The sequence below is a fragment of the Sulfitobacter sp. HI0040 genome (genome assembly GCF_001634885.1).
GTDB lineage: Bacteria > Pseudomonadota > Alphaproteobacteria > Rhodobacterales > Rhodobacteraceae > Sulfitobacter.
In genome coordinates this window covers 1-14,956 of sequence record NZ_LWEX01000421.1, presented here as the reverse complement: position 1 = coordinate 14,956, position 14,956 = coordinate 1, and the positions used below count along the sequence as shown (strand labels likewise).

The window sequence follows — 14,956 nt, the reverse complement described above, 5'->3', positions numbered from 1 at the left end:
CGGACCGATCAGCCGCGTCTCAGCAGGTAGATGTCCATGATCCAACCATGGGCCGCGCGCGCCTCGGCCCTTTGCCGGATGATGCGTTCGCCTACCTCCGCCAAAGGGCCCGAAATGGCGATTTCATTCGGCATGCCGGCATATGCGCACCACCAGATGTGCAGATTCTCGGGCGGCAAGACCGTGAAGCTGCATTCGCCATCCAGCATGACCGCGACCGTATCCACGCCTTCGGGCCAGCCACCGTCTCGCAGGCGCCGCCCTGTGGTGATGGTAACAGGCGCGCCGACATCGTTCAGCGGAATAGCATGGGTGGCCGTGAGCGCCTGAAGGGATGTGATGCCGGGGATCACCTCGATTTCCGGGCGGGGGACGAGCCGTTTCGCGATCCGCAGCGTCGAATCGTAGAGCGACGGATCCCCCCAGACCAGCAGGCCGAACCGTTCGGCTCCGCTTTGGCCTTCCATCGCCTTCATCCAGACCTCGGCAATGGCATCGTGCCAGTCCTCCACGCGCCTGCGATAGTCCGGCGTCTCGGGGTCCCGTGTTGGCAGATCGAATTCGACGATATGCGTCCGGTTCCCGGTAATGACCTCTTGGCAAATCCGCATACGCAGTTCTGCCAGATCGGCCTTGTCCGGCCCCTTGCGGGGGATCAGTATGACATCCTGCGCATTGATCGCCTTCGCCGCCTGCAGTGTCAGATGATCGATATTCCCTGTGCCGATCCCGATGAGAGTGAGCTTCATCCCGGTATCCTCGCCATCGCCTTCATGCGCAGCCCGCCAAGCACCCGGGCATCCGCGAATGTCCCATCGGGGGACCGGGCGTAGAGTTCCGCGAACCGGCGCAGTTCCGGCAGATCGGCAGCGGTGATCTCTCCGAACAGATAGGCCACCTTTCCCGTCGCGCGGAATGCGACCGTCTGGTCCCGGGCGCAGCCGGACATGCATTCAACCCCCTCTACCGGGATCCCCTCCGGCAGGGCCTCGCGCAAAGTCTCGAGAAACCCGACGCGACCCAGCGAACAGGTGGTGCAAACGAAAGCCTTCAAGGATCGAACTCCGCCAGCGGGCCGTAGAAGATGAGCGCGGGCGTGCTGCTCGGTGCGGATTGCAGATGCGTGGCGAGCTCTTCTATCGTCATCCGGGTGATCTTCTGCGCGGGGGTGGAAACCGCTTCGGCGAGCATTGCCGGGGTCTGTGGCGCGAGACCATGCGCGATCAGCCGCGCGGCCAGTTCCGCAAAGGTACGTTTGCCCATGTAGATGACCGTCGTTGCCATGGGATCGGCAAGCGCGGCCATGTTGACGTCGGACGGCAATCCGCCGGTCACATCCGCGCCGGTAATGAATTGCACCCGCCGTGCGGTCAACCGCCGCGTCAGTGGAATACCCACGGCAGCCGCCGCCGCCGAGGCGCTGGTCACGCCCGGGACCACCTCATAGGGGATGCCGGCGCCGCGCAGGGCGGTGATCTCTTCCTCCAGCCGCCCGAACATCCCGCTGTCACCGGATTTCAGGCGTACCACACGCTGGCCCGTCCGCGCGTAATCGACGAGAACGCGGCTCACATGGTCCTGCTTGGGGGAGGCGCGACCCGCGCGTTTTCCCACACCGATCAGGTCGGCATCGTCGCGTGCATGGGCAAGTATCGGGCCGGACGACAGGTCATCGAACAGCACCGCGTCCGCCTCTTCCAGACGGCGGACGGCCTTTACCGTCAGCAGTTCGGGATCTCCCGGGCCCGAGGAAACGAATGAGACGAAGCCGGTCACGATGCAACGGCGATCATGTGAAAGAATGTCCCGGTAGCCTGACCGCCCCCTTCGAACCGGCGGACAGAACCCGTTTCGGGAACGTCCTGATCATTGGCGTCGCAAATCCTTGCCAAGGGAGCATCCGGTTCGGAAAGGATGGTGGCATAGTGGAATTCATGCCCGCGCAACATTGCCCGCGCCGAGTGCCCCGGGATCGGCGCGTTGAGGTCGGCGCGGCGATAACCGAGGTGCATTTTGCGCGTGGCAAAGGATGTCTCCAGCCCCAGCAGCCCAGCCATACGGTGGCGTATGCCATCCCGATCCACCAATCCCGCCCCCATCGCCATGTAGCCCCCACACTCTCCATGCACCGGTTTTGTCTGCGCAAAGGTCTGCAACCCATTGCGGAACCGTTCGGCTGCAGCGAGGCGACCGGCATGCAATTCCGGATAGCCGCCGGGCAGCCAGCAGACGTCCGCATCTGGGTCCGGGGCTTCGTCGGCCAGCGGGGAGAACGGCAGAACCTCAGCCCCCGCCGCGCGCCATCCGGCGGCGAGATGCGGATAGACGAAAGCGAAGGCGTCGTCCTTCGCGAGGGCCACGCGTTGCCCCGGCGGGGTGATCACAGCGGGTGGCAGCGTTTCGCCATAGGTGCCCGCGGCGGCGGCCCGCAGGGCAGCAATGTCGATATGTTCGGTTACAAACGCGGCGGCCTGCGACAGGATATCGGGCAGGTTTTCCTGCTCTCCCGCCTGCACGAGTCCGAGGTGTCGTTCCGGCATCTCGATCTCCTTGCGGCGCGGCAGGCTGCCCAGCACGCGGATGCCCACCTGTTCCATCCCGACCCGCACCAGCGTTTCGTGACGCGGCGATGCCACCCTGTTCAGCACGACCCCGGCAAGCGTCACGTCGGGCCGCATCCTGCTGAAACCAAGCGCGGTGGCCGCGACGGACTGCGCCGCCCCCGACACATCCAGCACCAGCACAACGGGCCAGCCCATGCGCGCGGCGATATCGGCGCTTGCGCCGTTTCCGCAGGCCCCCGGTTTGGCGACCCCGTCGAAAAGGCCCATCGACCCTTCCGCGAGGATCATGTCCGCACCTGACGCATTACCGACCAGCCCGGCGATGTCCGCATCGGGCATCGACCAGCTATCCAGATTGAAGGAGGCACGACCAGACGCAGCCGTATGGAACGCGGGATCGATGTAGTCAGGCCCGCTCTTGAAAGGCTGGACGGTCACCCCCTGCGCCCGCAGCGCCGCGAGCAGCCCCAGCATCAGCGTGGTCTTGCCAGCCCCGGAGGAGGGGGCAGAGATCAGGAGGCCGGGGGGGATCATGTTTCCTCCGGGAAGCGGGGCGCGGTTCCGACCGGGCGGAAGCGGCGGTCATAATCTCCGGCATAGAGCCTGCTTTCGCCAAAGTCCTCCGCCCCGATGGCATGGCCCACGAGGATGAGCGCCGTGCGCTCCATTTCTTCACCGATTGCCGTGCGCAACGTGCCGAGCGATGCTTTCACGATGCGCTGATCGGGCCAGCTTGCACGCCAGACCACGGCGACCGGACAGTCTTCTCCATAATGCGGGGTCAGATCGGCAACGACCTTTTCGAGCACGTGAACGGAAAGGTGGATGGCAAGGGTGGCGCCCGTTTTGGCAAAGTTCGAAAGTGTCTCGCCCTCGGGCATGGCGGTCGCCCGCCCGGATGTCCGGGTGAGCACGACCGATTGCGCCACCCCCGGCAACGTCAGCTCCGCGCCCAGTTCGGCGGCGGCTGCGGCAAAGGACGGCACGCCCGGCGTGACGTCATAGGCGATCCCCATCGCGCGAAGGCGGCGCAGTTGTTCGCCCATGGCCGACCACACTGAAAGGTCCCCCGAATGAAGGCGCGCGACATCATGGCCGGCGGCGTCCGCAGCGGCGATCTCTTCCATGATCTCATCGAGCGACATGCGCGCCGTATTCACCACGCGCGCGCCTTCGGGGCAGTGCTGAAGCAGCGCTTCGGGCACGAGGGAACCCGCATAGAGGCAAACCGGGCAAGCCGCGATCAGGTCCCGCCCCCGCAACGTGATAAGGTCGGGCGCGCCCGGCCCCGCGCCGATGAAATGTACCGTCACCTGTCGTTCCCTTCGCTTTCGGCAATCGCCGCCGTCGCCATACCATCACCCGAGATCACCCGCACCGCAACCAGCCGCCCCCCCGGCCCCACCGCGGCCAGCGCCGCCGCTTCGCAGAGCGACCCGGTCCCGAAACGGTCCTGAATGCGCTGCGATTGGGTCGGCGTCATCAGGCCGCCGATATCTTCTACCCGCACCCCGAGGCCGGGGAGGCCACGCGCCTGCGCCACTTCCCGGAAAACAGGGGCGCGCGCCTTAGCGGCTTCGGTCACCAGCGCATCGATCGCCCCGCCCGCTTCGGCCAAGGCGCGGTCCAGCGCATCGTTGATCGCGGCTGCATCCGCCGCGCCCCGGAAGCCAATCCCAGCCACCCTCATGTCGTTGTCGCCCATTGCACGACCGGCCGCGCCGCCGTCCAGCCGCGCAGCGTACCCAGTGGTTCGGCCTGCGCGGTCTCGATCCTGAGCAACGTGCCGCCGCGGCTGGCCTGCTGTTCGATCAGCAGCGCCTCGGTCTCCAGCGTGACGCCATTCGCCACGATCCGCACCCCTGCGGGCAAGGCGGCAAAGAGCGTATCGAAGAGCCGCGCGGAAGCACCCCCGCCGACAAAGACCGCGTTCGGTTTTGCCAGGTCGTGGATGAGCGACAGTGAATCGCCCGCGTGGATCTGTATCAGATGTTCGATCCCGAACGCCTCGGCATTGCGGCGCATGGCGTCGAGGCGTGCGGGCTTCATCTCCACCGCTTCGGCGCGCCCCCCGGCGAGGCACCATTCAACAGAGATCGAGCCGGAGCCTGAGCCCAAGTCCCAAAGGCGTTCACCGGGGCGCGGGCAGAGGCTGGACAGCGTTACCGCGCGAATGGGCCGTTTGGTGATCTGATGCCCATCGCTCGCAAAAAGCGCATCGGAAAGACCAGAGGTCCGCGACAGCCCAACGTCTTCGGGCAGTTCGACAGCCACGGCCACCGGCGCGGAAATATCGTTGAGGTCAAACACGGCGGCTGTGGTCTTGCGAATGCGCTCCCTCGGCCCGCCCAGCGCTTCTAGGACATGCAGGGTTGCCGTCCCGGCCCCCTCCCCGGTAAGCCAACGGGCCAGTTCCGCCGGGGCGTCGCCATCGCGCAACAGGCAGATGAGGCGCCTTCGGGGGGCGAGTGCGGGGCGCAAACGCGCCATGGGTGCCGCATGCAACCCCATGCAGCGCACTTCCTCCAGCCGCCAGCCCAGCCTGCCGGCAGCCAGCGCAAAGGTGGAAGGGGCGGGAAACACCCGCCATTCACCGGGTTCGAGATGTGCCGAAAGACTGCCGCCAGCCCCAAACCAGAACGGATCGCCCGAGGCGAGAACCGCCACCTGCTGCCCTCGCAGTGCGAGCACGGGTTCCACCGAAAACGGCACGGGCCAGGGGCGTCCCCGGCTGCCGACCTCTGCCAGTTCAAGGTGCCGGGGCCCGCCGAAGACGATTTCCGCGCCATCCAGGGCCGCCCGGCTTGCCCCCGACAGACCGGCAAGGCTATCTTCGTTCAACCCGATGATCACGAGCCAGGGATCACCCATCATGCGCATCCTTCTGCTCGGCGGTACGACCGAGGCCAGTCAAATGGCGGGCCTGCTGGCTGCCGCGGGGATCGATGCGACCTTTTCCTACGCGGGGCGTACCCGCGCGCCGGTTTCCCAGCCCCTGCCCACGCGGGTTGGCGGCTTCGGCGGGGTCGAGGGGCTTCTGCGTTACCTTGAGGGCGCAGCGATCACCCATGTGATCGACGCCACACATCCCTTCGCCGCAGGGATGACACGCAACGCCCACGACGCCTGCACGCAACTGGGGTTGCCGCTGGCAAGGCTGGAGCGCCCCGCTTGGCATCCCGGGCCAGAGGATGACTGGACCTTCGTACCCGGGGTGGAGGATTTGCCCGCCGCCCTGCCCGAACAGCCTGCCCGTATCTTTCTGGCGATCGGCAAACAGCATATCGGATTGTTTGCTACGGCGCCCCACCACCACTATCTGTTGCGATTGGTGGATCCGCCCGAAGGCGCGCTGCCCCTGCCGGATACGGCCATCGTACTGGCGCGTGGGCCTTTCGATGTGGCGGGGGACCGCGCGCTCATGGAAACCCACGGCATAACCCATGTGGTTGCGAAGAATGCCGGCGGCAGCGGCGCGCGGGCCAAGCTGGATGCCGCGCGTGCCTTGCGCCTGCCCGTCATCCTCGCCCAGCGACCGGAGGTGCCCGGCGGCCACGTCCTCGCGCAGCCGGAAGCCGTATTGAGCTGGCTGCGTCATTCGGCCCCGCGCGGCGTATAGACATGCGGGCCGACCCGCCGAGTCGCGGCATTGCCGACCAGAACGACCGTTCGCATATCAGCCATTTCGGGCGTGGCTTCCCCCAGTTCGACGGTCCTGATCGTCTGGTCCGGGCGGCTGACGTTGCGGGCGAAAATGATCAGCCGTTTCGGGCCACATTCTTCGCGGAGAATATCGAGCGCCTGACCGAACTGATGCGGGCGCGATTTGGACCGGGGATTGTAGAAGGCCATGGCGAAATCGCCCCGGGCCGCCATGCGCAGGCGATGCTCGATCAGGGACCATGGCTTCAGGTTGTCGCTGAGGTTGATGGCGCAGAAATCATGGCCCAGCGGTGCGCCTGCCGCCGCCGCGGCGGCCAGCATGGCCGTGATCCCGGGCAGAACGCGGATCTCTGTGCCCATGTATCCGGGATGCGCTTCAAGCCCTTCGAACACGGCAGAGGCCATGGCGAAAACCCCCGGATCACCGGAAGAGACCACAACGACCCGCCGCCCTTCGGACGCGAGCCGCAGGGCAAGTTCCGCGCGCTCCAGCTCCACCCGGTTGTCGCTGGGATGCAGCGTCAGCCCAGCGGCGGGTGCGATCCGTTCGACATAAGGGATGTATCCGATGATATCCGTCGCCTCGGCTAGCGTTGCGCTGACCTCGGGCGTCACCAGATCGTCGCGCCCGGGGCCAAGGCCGACAACCGCGACCCAGCCGCTCACTCCGGTGCCTCCGGGCGGCGGCCCTTTCCGTGCACCAGCACGATGGCGAAATACGGGCAATCGGCATCGTCCACCTCGGCCAGTCGCGCGATGCGCTGGCCGGGCATCGTGCCCTTCTCAACGAGCCACGCCTGATCAAGCCGCCCGGCCCGGTCCAGCGCCCGGCGCACGGCGGGCAGGTTACGGCCCGTTTTCATCACGACCAGCGCATCGGCGCGGTCCATATGGCCTGCCAGTTCATCCTCCGGCAGGGTGCCCATCAAAACGGTGAGCACATCGTCACCCCATGTAAAGGGCGTATCCAGCGCGTTCCAGCAGCCCACCATACCCGGAATGGCAGGCAGCACCTCCACCTCGGCCCGGCCCTGAAGGCGGGTGTGCAGATGCATGAAGGATCCGTAAAAGAACGGGTCGCCTTCGCAGAGCACGACGACGTCATGCTGCCCGGCGAGTTCGGCCAGCTTGTCCGCCCAGTGTTCATAGAACGCCACCATTTCGCGGCGGTATTCTTCGGAGCCGAAGTGCAGTTCGGTCGTGACGGGATATTCCATTGGGTATTCGGTCACGCCATCGGCCAGCATTCCGGCCACCATGCTCCGCGCCTGCCCCTCGCGCCCCTTCTTGCGGAAATAGGCGACATGGCGGGCGCCCCGGATCACCCGGTCGGACTTCACGGACATCAGTTCGACGTCGCCGGGGCCGAGCCCCGCGCAAATGATGCGGCCCATGTCCTACTCCACCCTGCTGGCGAGCGCATTGACCGCCGCGACCGTGATCGCCGAGCCGCCCAGCCGCCCTTCGACGATCATCGAAGGCACGGGCAGATCCTGCATCAGCGCATCCTTGCTTTCGGCCGCCCCGATGAAACCCACGGGACACCCGATGATGGCCGCCGGGCGGGGGCACTCGGGATCCTCCAGCATGTTCAGCAGGTGGAACAGCGCCGTCGGCGCGTTGCCGATGGCCACCACGGCGCCGGATAGATGGGGCCGCCAGAGTTCCAGCGCTGCGGCGGAGCGGGTGTTGCCCATCTGCGCGGCAAGGTCGGGCACCTTCGGATCGCGCAGGGTGCAAATGACCTCGTTGTCGCGGGGCAGCCGTTTGCGGGTGATCCCTTCGGAGACCATGTAGGCGTCGCACAGCACCGGCGCGCCCTCCTCCAGCGCGGCCCGCGCGGCGATGGCCATGCCTTCGGAAAAGCGGATGGCCGCTTCCAGGCCCACCATGCCGGCGGCATGGATCATGCGCACGGCGACGATCTGCTCCTCCGGAGTAAAGCGGGAAAGCGCCGCTTCCGCCCGGATGGTAGCGAAGGACTGGCGGTATATCTCCGCCCCGTCGGTGATGTAGCTATGTGGCATCGGCTTCCTCTTTCAGCACGCGGGCAAGTGCGGGCATATCCAGCCTCCGGCGATCCGGTCGGGCGTCGGCGCGGCCGTTTCGGACCAGATCAAATCCCTCGGGTCCCGGTATCAGCGTAAAGTCGGCGGGCTTGGCGTGGGCACAGCCCTTGGCGCAGCCCGACACATGGAGCTTGCGCCCCGGCGGGACCAAAGGCGCGAGCGTCCGGGCCGTTTGCCGCGTCTCTCCCCGCGCCTGCAGGCAGGCGGGATGCCCGACGCAGGCCACGACCCGCAGCAGCGGATCATCCCCGCGCGTGATGAGGCCGGGAAGGTCGGGTGCCTGCCCAAGTCCCTCGATCAGGACCATGCGCCAGGGCGTCAGCCGCACGTCTCCCAGCCGGGACAATTCGCGCAACGTCGCGGCATCCATCTGGCCGAAGGCGAGCGCGACGAGGTATCCGTTTTCCTGCGGTCCCGGGACGGGCGTCGCGGGAGCATCCGTTGACACAGGCGCAACGTAGCCCGGCGGCAATGCGGCGCCCTGCGCCACAAGGTGCAGCATCCGCCCTGTTGAAAAGCCGCCCGCCCCGGCGAACCAACGGGTCAGTGCAAGCATTTCCGGTACAGCATCCGCCTCAGCCACGGGCTTGCCGAAAGCGGCGCCATCGGGGCGCAGGATCAGCCCGGCTTCGGGGTGACGTTCCAGCCGGATGTCGCCGGGCGCATCCCGAAGCAGCGGCACGGGCCCAGCATCCAGAACATAGCCGAATTTCGAGGAGAGGACCGGCAGCGACGGATCGGCGAGCGCATCCTCAAGTTGGGCGCTGGTTTCCATGCAGGCGCCAAACGGATGGTGCAGCACGTTGCGCCGCGCCTCCGCCTCTGCATCATCGTCCAGCAGGCCAAGGGCGCGCAGCCCTGTCAGCAGCCCTTCGTGTCCCTCTTCGCTCACCCCCCGCATCTGCAGGTTCGCACGACTGGAAAGGTCGAGCATGCCGTTGCCATGCATTTCCGCAAGCTCTGCCACTCCGGCGGCCTGTTCACGCGAGAGACGCCCGAGCCGCGGGCGCAGCCGCACAACGAGCCCGTCGCCGGAAAGCATCGGGCGCAGCGCGCCGGGGCACCAGCCGCGTACGGCGGGACTCGTCGTGTTCTGCGCGGCCGCGTTCATCGAACCGCGTCCATCCCGGCGGAGATCGAATTTCGCCGTGTCACCCAGAGCCCCGCATCGCGCAGCGCTTCGAACCGGCGACGCAAGGCGTCCAGCGCGGCGGGGTTTTCCCTTTCCATGAACTCCACCAGATCATTCCGGCCCAATGTCGCCTCGTAATAGAGATCGAACAGATGCGCGGAGACCTCCCGCGTGAGATGAGCAAAGGCGGCAAGGTTGTCCAATGTCGCGGTGATCTCGGCGGCGCCGCGATAGCCGTGGCGCATCATGCCGCTTGCCCAGCCGGGGTTGGCAGCGCGCGCGCGGACGACGCGGGCGACCTCTTCTGGCAGGGTGCGGGCGCGGGGATCGTTCAGGCGGGTGCTGTCGACGTGGTACATCGCCGGGGCCTCTGCCCCCAGGTGCGCCATCGCGGCGGCAAAGCCGCCTTCGTGGTCCGCGTAATCCGCCGCCAGCAGGATGTCGGTTTCCGCCAGATCCTGAACATGGGCAAAGCCATCCGCCGATCTGAGCCGCGCCTCGAGCGCGTGACGATCCTGCCGCGCCGTACCCTGCGCATCGATGGCCCATTCGGAACCCTTGAGCCACGCCTGCCCCGCCGCTTCGCGGCCCGCATCGGTGTAATCGTGCAGCGCATGGGCCATTTCCATGCCGTAAAGGCCGGGTTTCGGGCCAAAGACCCGGGGCGCGTGCTGAAGATAGGGGTTCATGTCCGCCGCTTCCTCTCGCTTCGAAAGGACTTCGGCACCCGCTTCGAACAATTGTGAAAGGCCCGGGAAAACGTCGCGGAAGAGCCCCGAGACCCGCAGCGTCACATCGATGCGGGGCCGGTTCAACAGGGTGAGGGGTATGACCTCGAAACCCGAAACCCGTTCGCTGCCCGCGTCCCACTTCGGCGCCAGCCCGGCGAGATGCATGGCCATGGCGATTTCCTCGCCCGCCGTGCGCATGGTGGCGGACCCCCAGAGGTCCACGACCAGACCGCGCGGCCAGTCGCCGGTGTCCTGCAGATGGCGGCGCAGCAGTTCCTCCGCCAGTTTCACGCCCTGCGCATGGGCGGCACGGGTGGGCACGGCACGCGGGTCGACGGAAAAGAGGTTGCGGCCTGTGGGCAGAACATCGGACCGGCCCCGGTAGGGGGAGCCCGACGGGCCCGCATCGACCCTGCGGCCCCGCAGTGCCTGCAACAGGCCGTCGTTCTCACCCTCGGCGGTGCCGAAGACATGCAGCCCGTCACCATACTGGCTTTCCTTGATGTCGCAGACGAAACGGTCGATCCGGGTGATCGCTTCGGCGGCGGAGCTTGCGGCATCGAGACCGAGGTCTTCCTCGACCCCGGCGGCCTGCGCTTCGGAGCGGATCGTTTCGACCAGCCGGTCCCGGCGGGAGGGGTCGAGCCCGTCGGCGGTTGAATATTCGTCGAGCAGCCGTTCCAGTTGCAACAGCCCGTCGGGCACGGCGCTGTCCTTCATCGGCGGCGGCAGATGGCCCAACGTGACTGCCCCGATGCGCCGTTTGGCCTGCGCCGCCTCACCCGGATCATTTACGATGAAGGGATAGATCACCGGAAGCGGGCCGGTCAGAACTTCGGGCCAGCATTCGTCAGACAGGGCCACCGCCTTGCCGGGCAGCCATTCCAGCGTGCCATGCGCCCCCATGTGAATCAGGGCATGCAGCCGCTGCGACCGCAGCCAAAGGTAGAACGCCACATAGGAATGGCGCGGGACCCGGGCGAGGTCGTGATAATCGTCGTCCCGGGATGCAGGATCGCCGCGTTCGGGCTGCAGCGCCACCAAGGCGTTCCCGCAGCGGATGGCGGGGAAGTGAAAGCTACCGTCGCGCACCAGGGGATCCGCTTCGGGCCTGCCCCATGCTTCATGGACCGCCTCGCGTAGTGGCTCCGGCAGATCATCGAGCGCCGCCTCGTAGTCAGACAGGGACCATTCGAGTATCTCGCTGGCCAGCGCCCGGCCAAAACCTATCTGCGGGCGCACCCCATAGCCGAAGCCCGCCAGCATCAGCAGCATGTCTTCGACACTCGCCAGCGCATCAAGGCCGACCGCATGGGCCAGCTGATCTGTCCGACCCGGGTAGGTGGACAGGACAAGCGCCAGTTCCCGCTTCGCCTTCGGCGTTTCCGACAGCCGGTGCCATGCCTTGACGCGATCAACCACAGCGCGGATGCGGGCCACATGGGGCCTGTGGCTGAACCGGGCGTATTGCAGATGCGGGTCCCTGCGCTCCGGGGCCTTGAAGCTGATCACCCCGGCAAAGATCCGGCCATCCACCTCGGGCAATACGACATGCATGGCCAGATCTGCCGGGGACAATCCACGCTCCGCCTCTGCCCAGTCCTTCTGCCGCGCGGTGGAGAGCGCCACCTGAAAAACGGGGCAGCCCGGCGTGTCCAGCGGCGTGGTGCCATCCTCACCCCGACCCGAGAAAGCGGTGGCGTTCACGATGGCCACAGGCTTCACGCCGGTGAAGGCGTTGATCAGGAACGTTCGCGCGCTTTCGGCCTTTAGCGAGGGCACGAAGATTCCGACGGCGTTGAAGCCGCGTTCAGCGAGTTCGTTCAGCAGCGCGTCCACCGGTGCGGTATCGGCGGCCATGAGGTAGCTGCGATAAAAGGTCACCACCACCACATCGCCGGCGCCTGCATCGAAATAGGGCACGAACCCCCGTTCCGGCGTGTAGAAGCCGCAGTCCGGCACCGACTTGGCGCCGGGAACGGGACCCGCATAGAAACCAGCAGCCAAGGCAAGCTGCGCAAGCGCCGCCTGCGCAGCGACCGCGCCGCCCGCATCACACAAATGCTGCAACCGCCGCAGGGTGGAAACCGGAAGGGTGGAATAACCGTCGAGCGCCGGGTCCTCGCGCCCGTCGGCGGGCAGGATCGCCAGTGCAATCCCGTTGCGACGGGCAAAGTCCTGCACCTGCATCACCCCGTAGGGCCAATAATTCTCGCCCCCGATCAGGCGGATCAGGATGCCCTTGGCTCCGGCGAGTGTCTGTTCCACGTAATTGTCCACGCTGGCCGGGTGCCGCAGCGCGACGAGGTTGCACAACCGCAGGCTGGGCAAGTCCCCATCGGGGCCGCCCCCACGATGCCAGCCCGCCGCGAAAGCCCCCAGATCGCTGTCGGAAAACGACAGGACGATCAGGTCAGCCGGGGTCTGTCCGGGATCGAACGGTGTGTCCGTATCCTCCAACCCGTGGCTGTCGCGGAAGACGACATGCATCGTTTCAGGCCCCCAGCGCCGCGCGGATGCGGGGTTCGTTCACGTCGTCATGTTCGGCGATGACAACCAGATGCCCGGCGCGCATGTCGCTGCCCCAAGGCCGGTCGAACTGGTGGCGGACACGCCCGCCCACGGCCTGCACAAGCAGGCGCATGGGTTTGCCCGCGACGGCCACGTAGCCTTTGACGCGCAGAATGTTCTGCTCCGCCGCCATTTCCTCGATCGCGGATACGAGCGCGCTTACATCTTCGATTTCGGGCATCGGGATCACGACGGTTTCAAAGTCGTCGTGTTCATGATCGTCGGCGCCGTCATGGTGGGAAGGACGTGCCGCTAGGTCGTCTTCTGCCTGCGCGTTCAGGCCCAGCACGACCTTGGGGTCAACGACGCCCTCGCTCATTTCCAGAATCGGGATCCGACGCGGGCTTTCGGCTTCTACCACCTCGCGCGCCTTGGCGAGGCCGGATTCCCCCGCGAGGTCGGCCTTTGACAGAAGCACGATGTCCGCACAGGAAATCTGATCCTCAAATACCTCGCTCAGGGGCGTTTCATGGTCGAGGCTGTCATCGGCCTGACGCTGGGCATCCACCGCCGCCACATCGGGCGCGAACCGTCCGGCGGCCACCGCTTCTGCATCGGCCAGCGCGATCACCCCGTCCACGGTGATCTTCGACCGGATGGCGGGCCAGTCAAACGCCTTCAGCAGCGGCTTCGGCAAAGCCAGACCGGAGGTTTCGATCAGGATGTGATCGGGCCGGGTGGGCATCGCCATCAGCGCCTCGATCGTCGGAATGAAGTCATCGGCCACGGTGCAGCAGATGCAGCCATTGGCCAGTTCGACGATGTTCTCGGCGGGGCAATCTTCGTCCGCGCAGGATTTCAGGATGTCTCCGTCCACGCCGACCGTCCCGAATTCATTGACCAGAACAGCGAGCCTGCGGCCCTGCGAATGGGTCATCAAATGCCGGATCAGCGTGGTCTTGCCCGATCCGAGGAAGCCGGTGATCACGGTCACCGGTATCTTTGCGAGGTCAGTCATTCGGAATCTCCATCGGGGGAATGCGGGCAAGGCTTTGCTTGCGGAAAATGACCGGGCGTTCGCGCCATGGCACAAGGCCATCTGTCGTCGCGGCATAGGCCGCGGCACCGGCGAGGATGTCAGACGTATCCGCGCAGCTCAGGCGACCGTAGACATAGGTCCATTTGCCCGGGGCCGAAAGCGCCACGGAAGCCCCCTGCGAACAGGCGGAAAGACATTCCACCGGCACGATGCGCACGCCTTCGGGCGCGCCCGCTTCGGTCAGGGCCGCGTGAAGCCGCGCGCCGGGGCGGGGAGCATCCTCCGCTTCGATCTCGCCAGCGCGGCAGGTTGTGCAGACATGCAGGGTCACCGTCATACTGAAACGTCCAATCGTGATAGGGGCAAAGGGGATGGGCCGGGCCTAACGCAAGCGGGGCCCTCGGGCAAGCGACGGAGGAAATTGCGGCGCGTCATTCGACGATGAGCCGGGTTTCGGCGGCGATCTTCCGCCCCGCCACTGCCAGCGGTCGGTGGTCGTTCGTGTTCAGCACAACCTCGATGATCACCTCTCCCGCGGGCAGGTCGGGAATATGGTGCCAATCGCCGTAGAGCCGCGCCTGCTTCACCCCGTTGACGTAGAGATGCGCGTGGCCCGTGCCGTCCACGTGAACGCCCCCGGCATCGCGGGGGGCGAAGTCGAAGTTGCGCGTCTTGACCTGAAGGTTCCAGCCTGCGTCCGGGTCGGGATCGATCAGCAGCGAAACCTCCGGGGCGGCGATGGCCGAAACCTCCAGCGGGGTGGCATGCTGGGCCATGTGTTCCGTGCCCACTGTGACGTGGGCCTCAGCACCGGCAGCGGCATGGTCATGACCATCGAAGGTCACGCCATAGCCCGCGGCCAGCGTGAACCCGAGCCCGCCCCCGAACACGAGGCCGATCAGGAAAAGCCACAAAGCCCTGTCCATGGAATAGCTCCTTGAGCTGCGGGATCACCCCGCGCGCAGCGTTTCGCGCCGCCAGAAATATCCCGCGAGGCTACCCAGCACGACCCATGCGGCCAGTCCCGTCCCCAGCGCCCGGGAGGCGAAGAGCGCCGCCAGTTCGGGCGGTACCGGCCCCGCGTAGGTTTCGGGCTGCGGCGCACCCCAGACATGGGGCGCAATCAGCAGCACCACCGCGCCGGACCATGCGATCCAGCTGCGACCGAACGCCAGAAGGAACAGGGCCACGATCGCCGCACCGACGGTGGCGTACCACCATATCTGACGCGCGCCGATATCCGCCGC

17 protein-coding genes are annotated in these 14,956 nt (G+C 66.6%); 1 reads left to right on the top strand and 16 read right to left on the bottom strand.

Annotated features, from left to right (window positions below):
- Positions 1-8 precede the first annotated feature (8 nt).
- Genes cobF through A3728_RS17325 form a run of 7 tightly spaced genes read right to left on the bottom strand, consistent with a single transcriptional unit; the run spans position 9 to position 5,435 of the window.
- Positions 9-749, bottom strand: coding sequence for a precorrin-6A synthase (deacetylating) (cobF, locus tag A3728_RS17355; protein WP_067926556.1), 741 nt, complete (start codon positions 747-749; stop codon positions 9-11).
- Positions 746-1,054: a DUF1636 domain-containing protein gene (locus tag A3728_RS17350; RefSeq protein WP_067926553.1), complete on the bottom strand. Its 309-nt coding sequence runs from the start codon at positions 1,052-1,054 to the stop codon at positions 746-748. Before A3728_RS17350 ends, cobF begins: the two co-directional genes overlap by 4 nt.
- On the bottom strand, positions 1,051-1,776 hold the full coding sequence (gene cobA, locus A3728_RS17345; protein ID WP_067926550.1) for a uroporphyrinogen-III C-methyltransferase: 726 nt from the start codon (positions 1,774-1,776) through the stop codon (positions 1,051-1,053). Before cobA ends, A3728_RS17350 begins: the two co-directional genes overlap by 4 nt.
- Positions 1,773-3,098, bottom strand: coding sequence for a cobyrinate a,c-diamide synthase (locus tag A3728_RS17340; RefSeq protein ID WP_067926547.1), 1,326 nt, complete (start codon positions 3,096-3,098; stop codon positions 1,773-1,775). The genes cobA and A3728_RS17340 overlap by 4 nt, the downstream gene beginning before the upstream one ends.
- A complete protein-coding gene (gene cobM, locus A3728_RS17335; RefSeq protein WP_067926544.1) occupies positions 3,095-3,877 on the bottom strand; it encodes a precorrin-4 C(11)-methyltransferase in 783 nt (260 codons plus the stop codon). The genes A3728_RS17340 and cobM overlap by 4 nt, the downstream gene beginning before the upstream one ends.
- The gene (locus tag A3728_RS17330) at positions 3,874-4,254 is read right to left on the bottom strand and encodes a cobalamin biosynthesis protein (RefSeq protein WP_067926676.1); all 381 of its coding nucleotides are present in this window, start codon (positions 4,252-4,254) and stop codon (positions 3,874-3,876) included. The genes cobM and A3728_RS17330 overlap by 4 nt, the downstream gene beginning before the upstream one ends.
- A complete protein-coding gene (locus tag A3728_RS17325; protein ID WP_067926540.1) occupies positions 4,251-5,435 on the bottom strand; it encodes a bifunctional cobalt-precorrin-7 (C(5))-methyltransferase/cobalt-precorrin-6B (C(15))-methyltransferase in 1,185 nt (394 codons plus the stop codon). Before A3728_RS17325 ends, A3728_RS17330 begins: the two co-directional genes overlap by 4 nt.
- Position 5,436: 1 nt before the next feature.
- Between A3728_RS17325 and A3728_RS17320 the strand changes: the two genes are divergently transcribed.
- Positions 5,437-6,183, top strand: a complete 747-nt coding sequence (locus A3728_RS17320) for a cobalt-precorrin-6A reductase (RefSeq protein WP_067926537.1) — start codon at positions 5,437-5,439, stop codon at positions 6,181-6,183.
- Here the strand turns inward: A3728_RS17320 and cobJ are convergent.
- The 9 genes from cobJ to A3728_RS17275 form a co-directional block, all read right to left on the bottom strand.
- On the bottom strand, positions 6,159-6,893 hold the full coding sequence (cobJ, locus tag A3728_RS17315) for a precorrin-3B C(17)-methyltransferase (RefSeq protein WP_067926534.1): 735 nt from the start codon (positions 6,891-6,893) through the stop codon (positions 6,159-6,161). The genes A3728_RS17320 and cobJ overlap by 25 nt on opposite strands.
- Entirely contained in the window at positions 6,890-7,621 is a 732-nt protein-coding gene (cobI, locus tag A3728_RS17310; RefSeq protein WP_067926531.1) for a precorrin-2 C(20)-methyltransferase, read from the bottom strand. Before cobI ends, cobJ begins: the two co-directional genes overlap by 4 nt.
- Positions 7,622-7,624: 3 nt before the next feature.
- A complete protein-coding gene (locus A3728_RS17305) occupies positions 7,625-8,254 on the bottom strand; it encodes a precorrin-8X methylmutase (RefSeq protein ID WP_067926528.1) in 630 nt (209 codons plus the stop codon).
- Positions 8,244-9,407: a hypothetical protein gene (locus A3728_RS17300; protein ID WP_067926525.1), complete on the bottom strand. Its 1,164-nt coding sequence runs from the start codon at positions 9,405-9,407 to the stop codon at positions 8,244-8,246. Before A3728_RS17300 ends, A3728_RS17305 begins: the two co-directional genes overlap by 11 nt.
- Positions 9,404-12,649: a cobaltochelatase subunit CobN gene (gene cobN, locus A3728_RS17295; protein ID WP_067926522.1), complete on the bottom strand. Its 3,246-nt coding sequence runs from the start codon at positions 12,647-12,649 to the stop codon at positions 9,404-9,406. The genes A3728_RS17300 and cobN overlap by 4 nt, the downstream gene beginning before the upstream one ends.
- A 4-nt stretch (positions 12,650-12,653) precedes the next feature.
- On the bottom strand, positions 12,654-13,688 hold the full coding sequence (cobW, locus tag A3728_RS17290) for a cobalamin biosynthesis protein CobW (RefSeq protein ID WP_067926519.1): 1,035 nt from the start codon (positions 13,686-13,688) through the stop codon (positions 12,654-12,656).
- Positions 13,681-14,046 carry a DUF1636 family protein gene (locus tag A3728_RS17285; protein ID WP_067926516.1) on the bottom strand — a complete coding sequence of 122 codons (366 nt, stop codon included), beginning with the start codon at positions 14,044-14,046 and terminating at the stop codon, positions 13,681-13,683. Before A3728_RS17285 ends, cobW begins: the two co-directional genes overlap by 8 nt.
- Before the next feature lie 94 nt (positions 14,047-14,140).
- Positions 14,141-14,635, bottom strand: a complete 495-nt coding sequence (locus A3728_RS17280) for a hypothetical protein (protein ID WP_067926513.1) — start codon at positions 14,633-14,635, stop codon at positions 14,141-14,143.
- A 24-nt stretch (positions 14,636-14,659) separates the two neighbouring features.
- Positions 14,660-14,956 (bottom strand): CbtA family protein (locus tag A3728_RS17275; RefSeq protein ID WP_201722342.1); only part of this gene is annotated, 297 nt, incomplete at its 5' end.

Excerpts from the sequence above, each read along its gene's own strand:
- cobF (WP_067926556.1), bottom strand. The coding sequence starts at position 749 with ATGAAGCTCACTCTCATCGGGATCGGCACAGGGAATATCGATCATCTG.
- A3728_RS17340 (WP_067926547.1), bottom strand. The coding sequence starts at position 3,098 with ATGATCCCCCCCGGCCTCCTGATCTCTGCCCCCTCCTCCGGGGCTGGC.
- A3728_RS17330 (WP_067926676.1), bottom strand. The coding sequence starts at position 4,254 with ATGAGGGTGGCTGGGATTGGCTTCCGGGGCGCGGCGGATGCAGCCGCG.
- A3728_RS17325 (WP_067926540.1), bottom strand. The coding sequence starts at position 5,435 with ATGGGTGATCCCTGGCTCGTGATCATCGGGTTGAACGAAGATAGCCTT.
- A3728_RS17320 (WP_067926537.1), top strand. The coding sequence starts at position 5,437 with ATGCGCATCCTTCTGCTCGGCGGTACGACCGAGGCCAGTCAAATGGCG.
- cobI (WP_067926531.1), bottom strand. The coding sequence starts at position 7,621 with ATGGGCCGCATCATTTGCGCGGGGCTCGGCCCCGGCGACGTCGAACTG.
- A3728_RS17305 (WP_067926528.1), bottom strand. The coding sequence starts at position 8,254 with ATGCCACATAGCTACATCACCGACGGGGCGGAGATATACCGCCAGTCC.
- A3728_RS17300 (WP_067926525.1), bottom strand. The coding sequence starts at position 9,407 with ATGAACGCGGCCGCGCAGAACACGACGAGTCCCGCCGTACGCGGCTGG.
- cobN (WP_067926522.1), bottom strand. The coding sequence starts at position 12,649 with ATGCATGTCGTCTTCCGCGACAGCCACGGGTTGGAGGATACGGACACA.
- cobW (WP_067926519.1), bottom strand. The coding sequence starts at position 13,688 with ATGACTGACCTCGCAAAGATACCGGTGACCGTGATCACCGGCTTCCTC.
- A3728_RS17285 (WP_067926516.1), bottom strand. The coding sequence starts at position 14,046 with ATGACGGTGACCCTGCATGTCTGCACAACCTGCCGCGCTGGCGAGATC.
- A3728_RS17280 (WP_067926513.1), bottom strand. The coding sequence starts at position 14,635 with ATGGACAGGGCTTTGTGGCTTTTCCTGATCGGCCTCGTGTTCGGGGGC.